The organism is Alkaliphilus flagellatus (assembly GCF_018919215.1).
In the GTDB taxonomy this organism is placed as follows: Bacteria; Bacillota; Clostridia; order Peptostreptococcales; family Natronincolaceae; genus Alkaliphilus_B; species Alkaliphilus_B flagellatus.
On the sequence record NZ_JAHLQK010000004.1, the window covers coordinates 128,749 to 147,979 of the forward strand.

Annotated in this window: 23 protein-coding genes; 1 reads left to right on the forward strand and 22 read right to left on the reverse strand. The window is 29.4% G+C overall.

Annotated elements, in window-relative coordinates:
* Positions 1-277: 277 nt before the first annotated feature.
* Entirely contained in the window at positions 278-1,351 is a 1,074-nt protein-coding gene (locus KQI88_RS10880) for a hypothetical protein (RefSeq protein ID WP_216417256.1), read from the reverse strand.
* A gap of 689 nt (positions 1,352-2,040) precedes the next feature.
* On the opposite strand from KQI88_RS10880, the gene KQI88_RS10885 reads away from it, so the two are divergent.
* Positions 2,041-2,256, forward strand: a complete 216-nt coding sequence (locus KQI88_RS10885; protein WP_330656201.1) for a superoxide dismutase family protein — start codon at positions 2,041-2,043, stop codon at positions 2,254-2,256.
* Positions 2,257-2,615: 359 nt separating this feature from the next.
* Here KQI88_RS10885 and KQI88_RS10890 read toward each other — a convergent pair whose 3' ends face one another.
* The 21 genes from KQI88_RS10890 to KQI88_RS10990 form a co-directional block, all read right to left on the reverse strand.
* Positions 2,616-3,083, reverse strand: coding sequence for an HD domain-containing protein (locus KQI88_RS10890; protein WP_216417258.1), 468 nt, complete (start codon positions 3,081-3,083; stop codon positions 2,616-2,618).
* A gap of 672 nt (positions 3,084-3,755) precedes the next feature.
* The gene (locus tag KQI88_RS10895; RefSeq protein ID WP_246579256.1) at positions 3,756-5,009 is read right to left on the reverse strand and encodes a VWA domain-containing protein; all 1,254 of its coding nucleotides are present in this window, start codon (positions 5,007-5,009) and stop codon (positions 3,756-3,758) included.
* 291 nt (positions 5,010-5,300) lie between these two features.
* On the reverse strand, positions 5,301-6,197 hold the full coding sequence (locus tag KQI88_RS10900) for an MBL fold metallo-hydrolase (RefSeq protein WP_216417260.1): 897 nt from the start codon (positions 6,195-6,197) through the stop codon (positions 5,301-5,303).
* A gap of 134 nt (positions 6,198-6,331) precedes the next feature.
* Complete coding sequence (locus KQI88_RS10905; protein WP_216417262.1) at positions 6,332-6,493, reverse strand: hypothetical protein; 162 nt, start codon at positions 6,491-6,493, stop codon at positions 6,332-6,334.
* 111 nt (positions 6,494-6,604) lie between these two features.
* Positions 6,605-7,336, reverse strand: coding sequence for a helix-turn-helix domain-containing protein (locus KQI88_RS10910; RefSeq protein ID WP_216417264.1), 732 nt, complete (start codon positions 7,334-7,336; stop codon positions 6,605-6,607).
* 228 nt (positions 7,337-7,564) lie between these two features.
* The gene (locus KQI88_RS10915) at positions 7,565-8,149 is read right to left on the reverse strand and encodes a GrpB family protein (RefSeq protein ID WP_216417266.1); all 585 of its coding nucleotides are present in this window, start codon (positions 8,147-8,149) and stop codon (positions 7,565-7,567) included.
* Between the two features lie 308 nt (positions 8,150-8,457).
* Complete coding sequence (locus tag KQI88_RS10920) at positions 8,458-9,381, reverse strand: EamA family transporter (protein WP_216417268.1); 924 nt, start codon at positions 9,379-9,381, stop codon at positions 8,458-8,460.
* A gap of 116 nt (positions 9,382-9,497) precedes the next feature.
* Positions 9,498-9,920 (reverse strand): VOC family protein, encoded by a 423-nt coding sequence (locus tag KQI88_RS10925; protein WP_216417270.1) that lies wholly within the window; start codon positions 9,918-9,920, stop codon positions 9,498-9,500.
* A gap of 417 nt (positions 9,921-10,337) precedes the next feature.
* A complete protein-coding gene (locus tag KQI88_RS10930) occupies positions 10,338-10,640 on the reverse strand; it encodes an LPS biosynthesis protein (RefSeq protein WP_216417272.1) in 303 nt (100 codons plus the stop codon).
* 125 nt (positions 10,641-10,765) lie between these two features.
* A complete protein-coding gene (locus KQI88_RS10935) occupies positions 10,766-11,803 on the reverse strand; it encodes a S66 family peptidase (RefSeq protein ID WP_216417274.1) in 1,038 nt (345 codons plus the stop codon).
* Positions 11,804-11,877: 74 nt separating this feature from the next.
* The gene (locus tag KQI88_RS10940) at positions 11,878-12,087 is read right to left on the reverse strand and encodes a hypothetical protein (RefSeq protein ID WP_216417276.1); all 210 of its coding nucleotides are present in this window, start codon (positions 12,085-12,087) and stop codon (positions 11,878-11,880) included.
* Positions 12,088-12,442: 355 nt separating this feature from the next.
* Entirely contained in the window at positions 12,443-12,895 is a 453-nt protein-coding gene (gene def / locus KQI88_RS10945) for a peptide deformylase (protein ID WP_216417278.1), read from the reverse strand.
* Positions 12,896-13,132 (reverse strand): helix-turn-helix transcriptional regulator, encoded by a 237-nt coding sequence (locus tag KQI88_RS10950; RefSeq protein ID WP_216417280.1) that lies wholly within the window; start codon positions 13,130-13,132, stop codon positions 12,896-12,898. It abuts the gene before it with no gap.
* Positions 13,133-13,422: 290 nt separating this feature from the next.
* Entirely contained in the window at positions 13,423-14,235 is an 813-nt protein-coding gene (locus tag KQI88_RS10955; protein ID WP_216417282.1) for an alpha/beta fold hydrolase, read from the reverse strand.
* 316 nt (positions 14,236-14,551) lie between these two features.
* Positions 14,552-14,809, reverse strand: coding sequence for a hypothetical protein (locus tag KQI88_RS10960; RefSeq protein WP_216417284.1), 258 nt, complete (start codon positions 14,807-14,809; stop codon positions 14,552-14,554).
* 150 nt (positions 14,810-14,959) lie between these two features.
* A complete protein-coding gene (locus tag KQI88_RS10965) occupies positions 14,960-15,733 on the reverse strand; it encodes an MBL fold metallo-hydrolase (protein WP_216417286.1) in 774 nt (257 codons plus the stop codon).
* 369 nt (positions 15,734-16,102) lie between these two features.
* On the reverse strand, positions 16,103-16,624 hold the full coding sequence (locus KQI88_RS10970) for a GNAT family N-acetyltransferase (RefSeq protein ID WP_216417288.1): 522 nt from the start codon (positions 16,622-16,624) through the stop codon (positions 16,103-16,105).
* A gap of 110 nt (positions 16,625-16,734) precedes the next feature.
* Entirely contained in the window at positions 16,735-17,541 is an 807-nt protein-coding gene (locus tag KQI88_RS10975) for an MBL fold metallo-hydrolase (protein WP_216417290.1), read from the reverse strand.
* Positions 17,542-17,796: 255 nt separating this feature from the next.
* Entirely contained in the window at positions 17,797-18,222 is a 426-nt protein-coding gene (locus KQI88_RS10980; protein WP_216417292.1) for an N-acetyltransferase, read from the reverse strand.
* Positions 18,223-18,352: 130 nt separating this feature from the next.
* Complete coding sequence (locus tag KQI88_RS10985) at positions 18,353-18,994, reverse strand: DUF3885 domain-containing protein (RefSeq protein WP_216417294.1); 642 nt, start codon at positions 18,992-18,994, stop codon at positions 18,353-18,355.
* Positions 18,995-19,010: 16 nt separating this feature from the next.
* A complete protein-coding gene (locus KQI88_RS10990) occupies positions 19,011-19,184 on the reverse strand; it encodes a hypothetical protein (protein ID WP_216417296.1) in 174 nt (57 codons plus the stop codon).
* Between the last annotated feature and the right edge of the window lie 47 nt (positions 19,185-19,231).

The window sequence follows — 19,231 nt, forward strand, 5'->3', positions numbered from 1 at the left end:
CTCGTGTTTGCGACGATCCTGAACTGAACTCTAAGAGCATCTCTTCGTAGACAGTACTTGCACCTAGTGAAGGGATGTGGTGCGCTGATCTCTCCCTCTATACGTACTGCAAGCACCCTTGTGTAAACACACTGTTATCTGATGCCAAGGCAGAACCTATCCATAGGTATTTTTCAGATTGTTTTAAATCACTTAGCCTTAGCCAATACTTGTTTATGAATGTATTACCTCACATTTCCAATATTAGCAATACCTGTCGAATATTAAATAAAAGTTATTATAATATTTTTATACAGAACTTTTTAATTAGTATTTCTGCAATGCTTTTTATGGAGTCCCTCCAAAATAATTCTTTACTATTTTTAATCAAGGGATTAGGTAACTTCAATTCAAATTTTTCCCCGCTTTTTCCATGCACAACGCTATTACGAAAGCCATATAATGCTTCAGCAAACTTACTAATATCATGAGACGTTATTATATTTAAAGAAACGGCTTTTGTTATAAGCCCACCTATCTCTTCTTCTAGTGATTTTAAAAGTAATGTAAGTTGAGACAATTCCTGTTCCTTGTATATTTTCACTAACTTATTTATAACTAAATCAATATTTTTATCAACTATGTAATCTTCTATTATATTTTTAAATTCGTCTTTTCTAATAACAAGAAAAAAATATTCTATGATTTTATAAAAATATAACGTTGATATTTCTGTATCAATAATTCTCATCGCCTCATTATAAAAATAAAAAACTTCACAGAACCGTACATCTTCAAAATTCACGTCGTTTATTTGTTCAGTGATAAATTCATGCACAGATGTATTCTTATTGTAGTCTTTAGGTATAGTCCATAAGATAAATAGTGCCATATTGAAGTAATCAGCATAATTCTCTTTAGTTATACCATGTAATGACATTGTAATTACATAATCATCTGTATATGTCTCATATCCATATTCTAAATTTTTCAGCCACCGGTACATCTCAGAAGAACCTTCTATTAATATTTTTACACTACCTATATTAAAAGTAATACTACCATCCATTGTGTAATAATCAAATAAGTTTACTGAAATAAATGAATATAAATTTAATTCTATATAATCTCCAATTTTATAGCCATATCCATTCATAACATTAAGGTTTGGATTGATTTTAACTAATTCTTCCATATTACCTATAGATTTTTTTGTTATTGCTAGTTTTTTCTTTATCTTTATATCATTAATTACAATTTTTTCTTCACTTTTGTGTAAAAATTTTATATGTTCAAAATCTTCCTTAATTAGTAAATTTTCATAATAGATATTAATATCATATTTATTACGTTCATTATTCTCATCAAACAAAATTAACACCAACTTCCTAAGCTTTAGTAATAATAGAAAATGGTCGAAGATTACATATTATGTGTTCAAATATTTATTTAGTATCAGTGACTCTTAGTTTCTAATTTCTAACAAAATAGTTACTTTGTATAACTAACATTATTAGCCTGCTTTAAATAGCATTAAGTCTTACTATATAAAACTTAGGAGATAATGACTCTTTCTAAACTTCCAAAGTACAGGTTAAATCAAACTCCCCCTTGACGGGGCGAACTTTACGTTCAATTTCACTTAACGTTGTATTGCCGACACCAAATCCGCTTTATATATCATATTTAGTAGTATTCGCGAACCTTGATTCGGTAATATTTAGTTATATTAAATCTCAAATTAATACAAACACATATTTTCTCATAATTCAAAAACATATTTTAAAATTAATTTCTTAATTATTTTTCATTTTAGATTATAGATATTAGCTTATTTTTTGTCCTTTTTTAATACCACATGTCGAATTTCTTAAATTATCTACATTATATACCAACTTCCATAAGAATCTCGTCGAATTATGTCATGCTTAAAATAAAAATATCAGGTTTCACCCGATATTAAAATTCCAAATAGATTTATATTAAATAGTGCTTCATTTAATAGTTTTAGCTATAATATGAGTAACGCCATATCTATTATCATTATTTATACTCTCCAATATGTATACTCTCCCTCACGGAAATCATGCAGGAGACTTCCCTGTCTTATTTTCCAATGATGGGGTAGCAAGAATGTGGTTTTATACTAATAAATTTAATGTAGAAGATGTTGTAGGAAAAACAATTATAATTCATGAAAGTCCCGATGACTATCGAACACAGCCTGCCGGTAATTCGGGTAAAAGGTTGGCTTGTGGAGTAATTAGATGGTACTAATTATATAAAAAAGAAGAATCTTCTTAATAGATTCTTCTTTTTTATATAATTATCTTTTGGAGTAAAATTTAATTACTAATTGCTCATTAACATCAACAGGTATTTCTTGTCTATTTGATAATCTTAATAGTTTTCTGCTAAAACTAGCTGGATTTGTTTCTATATATTTTTATTTCGTATTCTTTCAGATAACTGCTGAATACTCGAGCCCTTATTTAAATTACTTTTAAGTACAAAACAGCAATCGCAAAATCATAATTCTGGGCTTTCTAATGAGTTAACTAATTCAGATTAAAGAAAAATATTTAAAATATAGGATATGTTAAGGAGGCTATCTTCCTCCTCTAATTTTTCATAAACTACAAGTTAATCCCTAACTCTTTAAATAAATTATTCAATCTATTCTTCTCATGTTCTATAATTTGAAAATTTGTATTATATAAGTAATGTTGGAGTACATCTGCGTCTTTGAGTATTTCGTCATAAACACCATCTACATTATGTTTGTTACTATGGTTAGATATTGAACTACAAATAATGTCAATTTCATCCCCCTCAAAATAGTTACTCTCATTTAGAATTTTTCTCGCTTCAACAGAACTTAACTTTGAGTGGTCAGCACTATAACCAGTTTTATAACTTGATATGTCGTGCAACATTCCTGCAATTGCACATAATTCGGCATTCATTCCACGTTTAAGTGCAAGTAAACTACAATTACAAGATACACCGTACAAGTGAACAAAACCACATCGTCTTTCTTCCAAGTCAGGTTGTTCCATCAAAATACTATCAACAATCTTGCGAATCTCTTCTAATCTATTCATAAATTTATCCCCCTGTATTTATAGTTATATACGATTTGTTACTAATGTGAATTTCTTATATACCAATTATAATATTAATTACAATAAATTATATATACCTAAATAAACAGTTGTATCTTATATATAAGACTATTAGAAAAAATCCTTTATTATATCTTTTCGTTTAACAAAACCATATGTATATAGTCTTCCCATTTTCCATTTATATTTAAATATTTATATGCCAATCCCTCGTTATAAAATCCTAATTTTTCAACTACCCTTAAAGAGCGTATATTTTGCAGAACAGAAAAACACATCTTACAATGTTGGTAAAGCCAACAAAACCTATTATCTTTCTATAATCACATTTTTTGAAAATCCATACCATAAACGAATTACCATTTTCAATATCAACTAACTCTTTATCCAATTGTTCTTCTTGATACCACTTTGTATAAAATTCCTCATCCTTTTTAGGCTCCCACTCTTCTAAAAATAATTTATTTCTTGAGTAATAGTCTAAAATTAATTCTGCATAAGTTTTGTCTAATATTTTTAATACAAGGCATTCTGTTTCATAAAACTGATTATCTCAAATTTTCTTAAAGATTATCCTATACGAAGAATAAATTAACAATAGTACTTTCTTTTTTAATCCATAAATAAAATTTTGAATTTTCAAATTATCTTCTATCTAATAATTCCTTTATTCTTTGCCTCAGTTAGCCAGCTTGGAAATTCCTTTAATAAGCGATCATACAACTCATCATCCGTAACTTTGTTAAAATCATCTAGGGCAAAAAAATTAGCATTATCCACAAATCTATCTTTAATTGTATCCAATTGTTTTAATATCCCATATCCGAAACCGCTAATTCCGACAAACTGCCAAAAGATAGGATATTTTGATGCTTCTATCATTAAATTCTTAATTTCCCTTTTAGATCCAACGCCTCCATCAGTAATAAATATAATATAGGCAGGTATAGAGCTAGTACGGTATTCTTCGATAATTTCTCTCATAACAGCAGGTTCATAGTTTCCATATCCTAGAGACTCCATTAAAGGTTTATAATTCACTGGAACTGCATTATAGTAGTTGGACATAGTAACCGCTTCCATCCTTTTAGGTCTGGAGCCATAATACCAAAAATCCAACTCTTCGTTATCATCAAATTGTATGGCCAAAGGCAATATTTTATTAACAATTGACTGAACTGTTCTATTTTTATATATCTTGGTCATTGATCCAGAAATATCAAGTATAAGTGCAACTTTGGCAACAATATCAGGAACCTTGTTTTTTTCCAAAGCTACTTTTAGAGGTTTTGCCAAATTTACAAGCTGCGGGGCATTTTTTTCTAATTTTTTTTCTAGTGAAACCTTTGAAGTGGGCGTTGGTATAACTGAAATTGGTGATGCTAAAGTGGAAGGTATAGCTTGAACATCTTCTTCCTCAACCCCACCATATGCTTTTAATAGTTGAGAAAGTCCACCATTAAAGCCATTTGCCACAGCGTTCATTCGCCATTCATTTTTATTATATATTTCAATAGCAATAATCGCCTTTTGATCTTTAAAATTACTACCTGTCAAATTTAACACTAAATCTTCCTGATGAAGTTGTGATAGTTTCACATTAATTTGATGGATCATACCCATAGTTCCATCACCATCAATACTGATTGTAAACACAAGCTTAACAACATCAGAAGGTAATTTATCTAAATTTACATTAAATGAAGTTCCATTCATACAAATTGCTCCATCTGGCGATTTTAATTGATTATAAAAAATCATATAACTATCATCGTATAATAGTTCATTCTTATCAACCCCAAAGCAACTAATATCGTATTCTGATGGTCCAGCTATATGAAAGTCAATCTTGATAGGCGCATGAATATCTCCTAGTTTTGTCCGATAACCTCTTTGTATAAACATTCTGATCAAATTCCCCCTTTTTTACTACCATACTATCATAAGTTATTACAGTTATCCATCACTTTTTTATCAGGAGTTTGGCGCCTAAAATTTTTAAAGGAGTTTTTAATTTATTTAGTCTATCTCTACTTGAATAAAAGTCATACTACTAACCAACAGTAGTGTATAATTACTTCTTTCACTATCTTATTTCTGATAATATAACAGATATAATTAACCCTTCCGAATTTTACAGAAGGGCTGTAGCTTAATTTCTTCCTCAATAGTATGTTTTAAAAGTCTACAATAATGCTAATTTTTCTTTATCCAATAGATTAGATTGTTATCAATGAATTTTTCAATCTTTTGAATTTCTGATAGATAGCTTATGTGTGCCATTATTACTGTATTCAATAAACAATACTGCCCAATATTATTTATTTGAATTCCATATATATTAAACAAATCTTGACTTATTTCCTGAATCGTCTTCTGTTTACTTACAATGTTCAATATACTTTCATCAATTTCATTTATTGTATTGATATTTGCTTCCACAGTTTGTTCTATATCCTCATATAATGATCCATGAGAAGGTACATAGTAACTATATTTGGTAGCTTTTAAAAAATTGAGGCTCTCTCTCTGTTTATTAAGGTCCATGTTGAATGGAATTTTATGCTTACTCAGTATGTCAACGCCAACGACAGTATCTCCACAGAACAAGACATCGTCCACTTCAATTCCAATTTGATTCGGTGAATGTCCTGGTAGTGGTATTATTCTTAATTTCAAATCGTTTATATATAAATAATTTTCATTATGTTTTATAATATAGTCCACTTTTGATTGTTTAGCCATATAAAATTTTTTCTTTAATTCTTTAATTGGACTTGCCCCAGAAAACAGATATAGCGGTTCTAAATAGGGGTAGGTTATTATGGTATCCTCTATTTCTGGAGCATAAATTAATGCATTAGTCTGCTTTTTAATATAAGCATTCCCTCCACAATGGTCTGCATGAGAATGGGTATTAATGATTGCCTTTACACTTATGCCTTCTTTTTCTAAAATATTAAGTATTTTCTTTCCTGTATGATCTTCTAAACCTGTATCTATTAAAATAGCATCATCTCCATTTAAAATACAGCCGATATTCGTAACATTTGGAATATAGTATACTTTATCATTTATTTTTGTGAGTTTCATTTTTTCCTCCTAATGTAACTGCTTTAATATACGTATTAAATACAAATTATAAATAATAATATTTAAATTACAACTACAGTGTCTAAAAATTTTTAATAAATTTCTATTATTCTAGTTATTAAAGCAAAATTATTTTATAAAGAATTAAGTTTATTTGAATCCCATAACTCATGAATTGGTCTGTTATTATTTCGTGTTGTTTGATTATTAGTATTATTAATCGAGATGAATATAATTAATATAGCAACTATTATAAATACTATAACAATACCGATACCTTTATTTCTTTTTTTCATTTCCCATCACCTCCTTAATTTAGGCTTAGGCCCTATAGAGCATAAAAAAACTTTCTTAATACTGTCATTCTATAGTATTAAGAAAGTTAACTCTTTACCTAAATTATGGATTTACTTAACAGGTTTTTGGATACTTTTCCTATATTCTTTAGGAGTCAATTTCTCGTATTCCAAAAATACTCTTGTTAAAGATGAATGGTGCTCATAACCAACCTGCTGAGCAATTTGTAGTATGGAATAATTTGTATTTAATAATAAATCTTTTGCCTTTGATACTCTTAATTTCTTAATATAATTAGTTAATGTAACCCCTGTTTGTTTCTTAAACCATTCACAGTAGTAAGCGATACTGTAATTTTCAATCTTAGCTAAAATATCTAAATTTATAATTTCATTAAAATGTTCATGTATATATCTAATTGAATTCGGAAGAGTGTCCAATAAAAGCATGTTATAAGAATAGCGAAATAAGTCTAGAATGGATTGATGACTAGCATTCTCTCCATTAATTTCATTTAAAAGTAAGAATTTAATCGCCTTCCATTTTTCATTAGGTAAAATACGTATTCCTCCATTTATCTTATTCATATCATCTTTATAAATCATATATAATGGGATATCTAGAACTAAAAATGTATTGTCCCCATTAGCAGCAAAAATATGTCGACAATTAGGTGGTAAAAAAAAGATATCCTCTGCTTGCAGGTTTATATGCTGCTTTCCTGTCTCTATGTAAAGATTGCCCTCAATTGGAAACAACATCTGTGCATAAGAATGGTTATGAATATTTAGAGCATTATCATATACTGCATATCTAAATTGAAAATTTTTTAGATTCTCCATTATACCACTCCCTACTATAATAGACTATACATTAAATTAAATATACCATAAAAACCATCGTTACTGTTGTATATTAGGTATCTTTTACCCACAATGTCTCAATATCAACTCTTTAATCTGCCAATACATCAAACGCAACTGTATTTTTTGCTCTTTTCTGAAAGGAACTCCGTGATATAATCAACATTCCAAACATAATCATTGATGACATTACTTCATATATGCTCATTAGCTTGGGTTGTATTTATTATTAAACTCTATTTTTGCAATAGTAGTATACTTGCTAATAAACTCCGTTTTTGCTTCAGTATAGCCGTCTCTATCGTGTTCATATTTACCTTTAAGGCTTATTTTTAATTCTCCATACTCTTGAGCAATATCTGCATACAATCGCAAGTAATCCCTAAAATACAATTCATCCCAATCGCCTAAATACCTTACATTAAGATGAAATACCTTCTCAGCAAATCCATTCTCTTTATAACCTTTCACAAACATCATATGTGGTGCTGGTTTCTGCGGTTGCTTTTCAAAAATATACCCATTTTCCTCTATCACACTTACCAAAAACTTCAAATCGGAATCTTCTGTTATTTCAAGCAATATATCTATTGTTGGCTTTGCAATTAATGCATTAACAGCAGTACTTCCAATGTGATTTATTCGTTCGATATTTTGACTCCCAATAGCACTCATAAGTAACTTTTTTTCTTGCAAATACCAATCTTTCCATATCGGATTATGTTCTTTCAATATCACTGGAAACAGTTTCCACAATTCTTCGAGTGACATCTCTGATAAACTTTTCCACACGGTTCAACTCTCCTTTTATCAAATAAAATACAGATAATCTTTCATTGAGTTATATAAAAATTATAACATATATTTTCAATACCATATTATTCAGTTTGCAAAGAATTTTTTATAATATCAGTATTTACTGCTTGGATTGCTGTTTTCTATTTTTATTATTTCCTTAACGTATTTTACTCTTAATGCGATATAAAAAATACCGCTTATTCATTTCTGAATAATACGGTATTAAAATAAGATATTCGTGTTTTATAATAGAAAATTATACGTGGTTTAAAGTTTTATTTTTACTACAAATAATATAAACATTATGTACCTTTTGTCTTAGAAACGCGCTTAATTAGCGAACCCCCAAAATTAGATATTATTAACCCCAGAAGTATTACAATACCGCCTAACCATTGCATTTTTGAAAGCTGTTCACCAAGAACAATCTGTGATGTAATAAGTCCAGTTATAGGTACAAGAAGGGAAAGTGGAGCTACTTTGCCAGCAGGATACTTTGCAAGCAACATACTCCATGTGTAAAAACCAAATAATGTTGCACAAAAAGCCAGATAAATCACAGCAAACACAGATAGGACATTCAAATTAATCACTGCATTCAATAATGTTTTTGGTGTGTCCAACATCATAGCAAAAGCCATAAGGGGGAGTGGAGGTACGAGACTTGACCATACCACCAGACTCAACATATCCAGCTTTTCCCCACGGGACTCACTTTGTTTCGAAGCATATCTTACTATTATGTTTGAAATCCCCCAAAAAGCAGCTCCAAGGAGTGTTAATAAAAATGGTCCAAGAGGAATTGAGGATAATCCATTACTTCCAACATTTCCGCCTATAAAATAAAGTCCAAGTCCAGCTGTTAAAAGACCTATCACTTGCATTCCTTTTAATGTTTCCTTTAATAATATTGCAGCAAATAAAAGTGTAAAGAAAGCCTGAGATTGCAGGACAACGGAAGCAACACCAGCTGGCATTCCTATATTCATTGCATAGAACAAACAAGCAAATTGCCCAACCCCCACGGTCATTCCATAAGCAACAATGTAACGCCACCCTACTGCTGGACGTTTTACAAAAGCTATTGCGGGTATGGCAGCGAAGGTATATCGTAAAGCAACCAGCAACATAGGTGGCACACCACTAAGCCCTAATTTAATTACTGTGAAATTAGCTCCCCATACTGTTACAACTAATAAGGCACGTGTTAAATCCCGTCTATTCATAAATCTACATCCCTTCTCTTTATGTCTTTCTGTAATATCTTAATAACCTTGTTGATAATTCGTAATAAAGTACGAATGAGACACATTTTATAATTATTGTGAATTTATTCAGCCAGCTACTTAATTCGTTTCAAAATTGGATGACCTTCTTTCAGCTGTACTAAATCCCATAAATTTCCATATAAATCCTTAAATACTGCGACTATTCCATAAGATTGGTCTTTTGGATCTCTCACAAATTCTATTCCCTTTGAAAGCATTTCATTATAATCTCTCCAAAAATCATCAGTGTTTAAAAATAGAAAAACTCTACCACCTGACTGGTTACCAATAAATGACTCTTGTTCAATTTTAGAGGCTTTTGCAAGTAATATCGTAGTTCCGACTGAACCAGGTGGAGATACTACTACCCAACGTTTATCTTGTTCCGGCTGATAAGTATCTTCAATTAATGTAAAATTAAGCTTCTTAGTATAAAATTCTATTGCCTCATCATAATCTTTTACTACTAAAGCTATATGAATAATTGATTGAACCATTTTCTCAACTCCTCCTAATTTTGGACTTTCTTATTCTGTCCATATTTTTATTTCAATTTTTACATCATAATATTTTACTAATCCGACTTATCTAACAAGAAAATTATACCATATTTCCTATATTGTTATAGCAAATTTCTATTTTATAATATCGTATTATTCAGTTTTCAAAAAACATTATTACTTTAAATTTTAATAGTTACGTCGCATTTTCTTCAAAGTACGCAATATTGTTGAAATGTGAAATAAAAATACCGTAAAATTCATTTCTGAATAATACGGTATTAAAGTAAAATATTCGTGTTTTATATTTTACAATAGAAAATTATAGGTTATTTAAGGTTTTATTCTTACTATAAATAATATGAAAAATGTGACTAACATTGACTTTCTATTATGTTATTTTGTCTATATCCACTATTTTTTTATTTGTTCTACAATGCTGTGTTCTGTTAATCCAGAAAGTTTTTCAATCCTTTCATTAACCATACTTCTAAAGCAATTCGGAAGATGATCTCTGTGTGCTCTGTGTATAGCAACACATTCTATGCATTTCCCATGATACTTACATGCTTTTTCGCAGGTACAATGGTCTACTTTTCCTATACTTTCTCTTAATTCTGCTACAAATTCATCTTGAAGTTTATAACCAAGTGAGCGTTGGCCTCTGTGAAATGCCTCCATGGCTTCTTTTTCTTTTGGATTATTATCAATAATCATTATATCTCCCCCATATAATATAAACTTTTATTCATAGTCATTTAATCCATTTTACAACATCCCTTTATTAACCTCAAATAAGTGATTATCTTGTTCTTAATAAAATACGAATAAGTAGCGATAAGCTATACTACCCCTGATTCAAGTATGGAAAAAGTCTTCTTATCACAATCAATTTCTGCCGTTGCACCATAGGGTAAACATATCATAGGTTCATTATGACCAAAGGACATATTATACACAATGGGTAAATGATAAAGTCCTAATTCTGTTACAATCTTCATGATTGAATTCTTGTATTCTTTATAATATCTTTCTTGATATGGTTTCCCAAAAATTATTCCCTTTAATTTTTGCAATATACCTTGGCTACCATAATTTCTAAGCCAATATTCTATATAATTTGGTTCTGGCATTTCTTCTGATGTTTCAAAGAATAGAATAGCATCTTCAAATATGTCATTGGATGGCCATAGCGAAGTACCTTTTATCATCTCCATTACTTCAATGCACCCACCAATCAAATGCCCTTGAATCACACCGTTGCCTTGCAAAAATTCATATCCTTGATTTTTTACCATAGTTTTTGCAATGGAGGCATTGATTTCACTCCATTCTATTCTCTCTCCAGTCCATTCCTTAGTGGCTGGTATTACTCCAATTGGAGAAGGGTCAAATAAAACTTTTTCTAACCAATGAGCAGTATAGTCAAACACTTTAATGTTTTCTGCTAATTCTGCAAGAATAGATGCGCCGTAGAAACTTGACAGATTTGCTTTAAGACACATAAAATGTGTAATAGTTGTATCAGAATACCCTATAAATATTTTAGGATTATTTTTTATGATATTAAAGTCGATATATGGCAACATTCGTATACTTTCATCGCCACCAATACAGGAAAAAATTGCTTTTATAGATGTGTCAGAAAAAGCTGCCATTAAATCTTCCGCGCGTTTTTCTGGGTGATAGTATAAATAATCAGACCCTTTTAAAGTGTTTGGCATTTCTACAACCTCTAAACCAAACTGCTCTTGTAATCTCTTTTTCCCTAAATTATATCTCCATAGTAAATCTGTATCACCAGCACCACCCCATGATAGGCTTACTGTAGCTATCTTATCACCTCGGTTTAATCTTTGTGGTTTTACTAGTTTTAGCATTTATTTAACCTCCCTAATATAAATAATTTTGCACAATATTCTACTGTTGCGTCTAAAAAAGAAAGTATGCAATATTACTCAACTACATTTTTTTGTTTATTTAATAATTTAGAAAAAACTAGACTTACTCCAACGTATGCAATTAACCATATTGCTAGATCCATTATAAGCCGTATCAAATTAAACTCTTCATTAAATACATTATAGGACAAACCAGTTATTAAAATAATTGCTTTTGCAATAAAGTAAACAACTAAAAATTTTACAATTCCATTATTTTTCAATACATTCACCCCCTGTGATATTTGTGCAGATAATCTACCTAATCTGATTTATGTAATAAGAAAATTATACCATATTTTCTACATTATTATAGTAGATTCTTAATTTTTCAATACCGTATTACTCAGTTTTCAAAGAACATTATTCTTATTTTAAATTTTAATAATTACATCGTGTTTTCTTCATATACCTTACTTTACTTGAAATGCGACATAAAAATACCGTAAAATTCATTTCTGAATAATACGGTAGTAAAATAAAATATTCGTGTTTTATGGTAAAAGATTATATATAGTTTAGAGTCTTATTTTTACTACAAATAATATAAATTATATTCAATAGTAATATTAAATAGTATTACTTTATATATTCAGTAACTAAATCAGTAAAAAGGATACCTTCTAAATGGTCTATTTCATGGCAAAAACATTTTGCTAAATCTCCTGTAGCTGTCAATATAATTTCCTCGCCATTTTCATTTAATGCTTGTACTGTTACTTTTGCAGGTCTTATTAACTTGCCCCATTTATTTGGAATACTCAAACATCCCTCTATAACTTCTTGAGTTCCCTCCTTATTAATTATCTTTGGATTAACTAATTTTATAAGTCCTTGTCCCATATCTATTACAACTAATCGCATTAATATACCTATTTGTGGAGCTGCTAATCCTCCACCATTTTCTGTATTATACATAGTATCTGCCATATCATTTAGTATTTGCCTTATTTTATCATCTACCACTTCAACTACTTTGCTCTTTTTTCTCAATATTTCATCATCAAAAAATCTAATTTGTCTTAATGCCATTTAAACTACACCTCTGCTTTGCTGTGATCTCGATTTTCTTTCACTTTCTTCAAAAAGAAAAACATCCTCTATGGAACAATTGAATATTTTAGAAATATCATAAGCCAACCATATAGACGGTTCAAACTTTTCTGTTTCAATAGAGTTAATTGCTTGTCTTGATACACCGACAAGTTCTCCCAATTGTTCTTGAGTTAATCTGAAAGATTCACGAAACTCTTTTAATCTATTTTTCATTAATTATCACTCCTGTAATGTTAACCTTACATCAAAAATATAGCATTATTATATTTCCGTGTCAAGTTAATCTTACATAATGTATAGTAAAGAAACTTGGCCTATAAATAAACTTCATCATATATTAACTGCTTGGATTGTGCTGTTTTTCTATTCTTATTATTTCCTTAACATATTTTACTTGAAATGTAACAGAAACATACCGTAAAATTCATTTCTGAATAATACGGTATTAAAATAAATTATTGGTTTCTAACATTTTTATTAGCAAGTTCTATATTGCAAAAACTTTATTCTTCAATAAACTTCATCAATTCTTCATTAAATTTGCATCGCTGGTCATAGAATGATCCGTGACCACTATATTGAAATGGCATAAGCTTCGAATTTTTAATACCTTGTTTTTGTATTTCACCTAGTTGGAATGGAACAACTTTGTCGTGAATACCATGAATAATTAATGTTGGAACATTTATTGTTCCTAAATCACAAAATAGTTCTTCACGTAACCAAGTCTTTGCAATAGCAGCAGTTGACCAACCTGCTGCTTGTAATCCCAATTGTAAGAACCAATCAGAGAATGGCTCAGTTATATGCTGAAAGAAAAATATATCACCAAAATCACTCAGCATTTTAGGGCGATCAGTGTATGTTCCCTCAATAATTTTGATTACAGTTTCCTTGTCTAAGCCATAAGGAAAATTAGGACGTTTGATAAGACTAGGAGCTGCTGCTGCAAAAAGAGCAAGTTTGGATACCCCATATCCATTATACCTAGCCATATATCTAATAGAAATTGCCCCACCTGTTGAGTGACCTGCCAGTATAAAATCTTGTAATTTGAGTGTTTCAACTACACATCTAACATCGTCAGCTAACCGATTGTAGTCATATCCTCTCCATGGCTTATCTGATTTACCAAATCCTCTTTGGTCTATTCCAATACATCTGTATCCACTTTGAGGAAGCTCATTAAACTGATATTCAAATAATTTATGGCTTCCAGGCCAACCATGTAAAAATACTATTGTCTTATGACCCTCCGGATTAAGATCCTCTACATAAATTTTTACATCTGGCTCTACTCTAACATAGTATCCCATCAAAATACCCCCAATAATTAATAGCTATATTGACATGTTATTCCCTTAAACACAAGTTTATGAATGTTTGAGCTAATTTTTAAATACCGTATTATTCAGTTTTCAGAGAACATTATTTACTTTACAGTATCTTGAAAGTACCCAATATACTTGTAATGCGACATAAAAAATACCGTAAAATTCATTTCTGAATAATACGGTATTAAAATAAAATACTACTTTCTAATATTAATTATAGTTCTTGTTCAACTTACTCACCCTTCAGTTGAACAAGAAACAATCAATATGCTGCATTCAAAATAATACAGGATGTTGATTAATCTTTATTTATATCAGATTGTAAAGTATCTGATTTGATAAGCATACTCTTAACCTCATTTAATTTTTCAACAACTATATAGGTACATACTATAATAACACCACAAAGCGTCATCAAGCCAGTATATGTAAACATGTGGTATGATATTGTAAATCTATCTCCTACAAAAATAATTTCACCAATTATAGAAAATATAAATGTGTTAAAAATATAAAAAATAATCATTGCTATAATACCTTTACTTAAGTGTTTCATTGTAAAAATTCCTCCTTCACATTTTTCACTGTTATGTTTAAAAATGATAATGTATCATAAAAATATATCAAAAGCTTAATCACGAAATAGGTATTTTTGTATTTTTATTTACTGGTTCAAAATATGCTTAACAACTGTATTAACCTGAGATTATAAAATTATCTCCATATCTTTATACTTATAGTTTCCAGATCCTTTTTCTAATTTCCTATCTTCTTTTGCCTTTTTTAATAGTTCAAATGTTTTAGCAATATAATCCTTACCTAGATCTGGATCATAATGGGCAGAAAGTATTTTTGTTATTTCATAATTTTTTCGAAGCAACTTTTCTAAGGATGTGTAATAAGCATTAGGATCATTATTGTCAGATCTACAATATAAAGGCCCACTGTATAGAAAATCCCCAACAAATAAATAGCCTGTTTCCTTTTCAAAAATACTTATAGAGTCAATTGTATGTCCCGGAGTATGAATAATCTCTAATTGTCTATCTCCTTGATCAATTATGTCTCCATCCTCAACTACTAATCCATTTCTTCCATCATATGGCTTATATGTATCTATTTCAAATTCTTTTGGTATATATTTTTTGTCAATATCCTTTACAATCTCCTGTCTAATAACCTCTAATGTAGTAAGTTCCCCCGTTTTAAGTAAATCCTTAGCATTTTTATGAAAATAAACTTCATCAAACTCATCATGATTACCTATGTGATCCCAATGAGAGTGGGTTGTAATTACTCTTCTTTCTTTATTATCAATTTTATCTAAAACGTGTCCTATCTTATGAAGTCCCATACCGCTATCGATACATACATTGAAATTTTTGCCAATCAGAAAATATATGTTGGTTTTTTCATAATGTTTATTTTCACTAATAACATAAGTTTTGTAGTCTATCTTATTAATATCAAACCAATTCATTCCGCTACAATACCTCCTCTGCAAATTCACATTTTCTATCAATTACAAATTATTCTCAAAAAAATTATATCATATTTCTCCAAATATATATTAATCTATCTTATAATTTTGATAGTCAATATTTTCAATACCCTATTATTCAGTTCTCAAAGAACTTGTTTTCATTTTAAGCTTCATGTTTATGTCATAACTTTTTCAAAGTATGGAATATACTTGAAATGTGACATAAAAATACCGTAAAATTCATTTCTGAATAATACGGTATCTTAAGAAATTATCCGATTATATAGTTATTACGCCTTATATGAAGAATACAGATCAACCTAATTAAGTATTATACTTAGTTTGTTTATTTAATAAATCTAATACTTAATTCGATGAGGAACTAATATAACTACTTTTATAATATTCGCTTTTAAGCATTGAATATATAATTTGATCCAAATAGCCACGTTCAGATTTATAGCTTTGTCTTAGAACTCCATCTAGATGCATTCCAAGTCCTTCATAAAGCCTAATTCCTATCAAATTATCAGGATATACATCCAACCAAAAGCGATTAATATTTCTATCTTCAAATGCATATTTTAGTAATGCAATCATAGCTTCTTTGCCGTATCCTATTCCTTTGTGAGAAATAGCAATTCTTCTCAGTTCAAAAACTTCTGATTTGAAATCTAATCTAATTAGAGCATATCCAATAATTGAATTGTCCACTTTTTGTCTAAATACAAAAACCAAGTAATTTTTATCTTCAATTTCTGCCTTGTGTTCTTCATAAGTACCAATCCAGACAAAGTTTCTATTATCCTCATGGCTTTCTAATTTGATAATAGTTTCAATATCTTCTTCAGTAGCCTCAATTATATAAAGACGTTTTGTTTCTATCATACTAGTCACCCCCACTTTTTGACTATTCGTATTATATAGATGTTTTTTATTTCCCTATATAAGAATATTATGTATTATATAACTATAACATAGGTTCATTTTCTATACTTTTACCAGTTTATTTCTAAACCTACTCCAACTTCTTTTACAGGCAAAGTTTTATGTATTTCTGCTCTAACAGCAAACGAAGTACAATGGCAAGGATATAATTCCTTTACATTGTTCTCTTTTAGATAATTGATAGTTTTATTAACCTGTTCAGTTACTTCAAATAAATGAAATCCTCCTATAACTCCTAATACTCGATTATCTTTACATACTTCTTTTGCATATTCTATTATATTGCATATCCCACTATGAGAACATCCTGTAATAATATAAATGCCATTTTCACTTTTATATACAAGGGCTGTATCATCTATTACATAATCATCAACTGAAGCTTCACCAACAATTTGTTTACCAATAGGTTTTCTATTTTCGAAGTCGTTTATTTGAGGTATTTCCCCTAAAAAAGTTATATGTTTGCTAACTTTAATAGGTTCTTTCGAAAGAACTAGATTGCATTTTCCTTTTAATTCTTCTTCTAAAATAGGAGAACAAATTTTTAAATTGTCTATTAATTTTTCTTTAAATGCATCTGAATGAGCAATAATAGAAATATTATTTTTATTATTTTGTTCAAAGTAGTATTTTAATCCTCTTGTGTGGTCATCGTGACCATGTGAAATAACGATAGTGCTTATATTTTCTAAATCTACACCTAATGCAGTTGAGTTTCTTAGAAATAAATCAGAATATCCTACATCCAATAGTAAGCTAATATCCTCATCTTCAATATAATACGAAACGGCAGGTTCGCCACAGTAGTATTGGTCAATGTATGTATTATTATCTACTAAAACTTTTAGCTTCACCTTTTTGCCTCCTTTATTTATACTTAATATGAATAAACTTAACAAAATAATACTAATCCAATTTATCTAACAAGAAAAATATACCATATTTTCTATATTGCTATAACAATTTTCTATTTTATCATACTGCATTATTCAGTTTTCGAAGAAGATTATTCCTACTTCATATTTTAAATGTAAAATCCCCTTCTTATGATTAGCCACTATATTAAAAAACTATGAAATATTCAAGTACCCTTAATTTTACTATTGTTTTTATAATTTCCATACCATTGAATACTCAGATTCCTTAGTATCATAATTTTCTTTTTCTTGTTCTATTTTAAATCCATGCCTCTTATAAAAATTTACAGCTTTCAAGTTTTTAGCATAAACATCTAATTTTAAAATTGGATAACACTGCTTACATTTTTCAATCAATTTACTTCCTATTCCACTATGCTGATATTGAGTTGAAATAAATAATCCTGCAATATAAGATTTATCTATAATACCTATAAATCCCTTTATCTCTCCATCATCTTCATAAACAAGAACGTCGGATTGAGGCAAAGCTTTTTTTACAAAATCATAATTTTCTATCCAGTAACTTTCAGAAACAAAATCATGAGCTTTAATATTTGCTTCAAGCCAAATTTTCATTACATCATCTATTTTAGATACTTCTAATTCTTTTATCATTATTTATGCTCCTTATTTGTAATAGATTCTAATTCCCTTTTTATTAAATATATCAATCTATATCATAATTTGAGTAATAAATATTTTATTATTTAATCTTCAAATACCCTTATTTTTACTTTAAACATAGTTACAGTTTATGTACTGTTATTTCAAATTTTTTATACAGAAGATCGTCATAAAATTGTTCACAGGCTGCTGTTAACACTTCTGTGCTTGGTGCGAACAAATCAAGCCCACGATCATCATACAGTTTAAAAATACAGAAGCCATCCAAATCTATAATAAAAACCGAAGAAGCAAAATCCATGCTCCCGCCGATATCAGATTTGATGATTTCCTGAAATAGCTTTTGAGTATACACACCCTTTGCAAGATAAAGATGCCTTTTACACGTATAGACCGTGTAATCCTGATGTATCGGTAGATCATTTTCATCAATGGGAAATTGCCATGTTAGGCTATAATCTTCATATCCTTCTACATCAACCAAGCAGCTTTCTAAAAATATCTTGTTTTCTAAAATATCATTGCTGTAGATATCATCGTACACAACTAGAATATTTTTTCCAAATCCCATGAACTCATAGACTTCCACTGCTTTTTGCGTACATTTATTAACATAACCCATATCAAGGCTGCCATCCTCCAAATATGGGTAATCAGGAGTCAATTCTAGACAAAGCACAGATTGTGGCGTCATTTGAAACAAAACTTGATCTTCTATTTTGTATTGTTTTAAAACCTTGTTTAAGGTATCTCTTAACATCATAATCTCATTCCTTTTGCTATTTCCTAGTCTTTTTCTTTACCTTACAAAAACCAGCGCACATATTAAGATCATTATCTACATAATAGTCATTCCATAGATGCATTTCTCTTAATACATCATCATGAAATCCTCCAAAAGTATTAAGTAACTCTATTATATCCTTTTCGGTTCTAATTTCTTGCCACTCCATTATTTATCACCCTTTTTACTATCTTTCATATCTTGTAGTATAATATT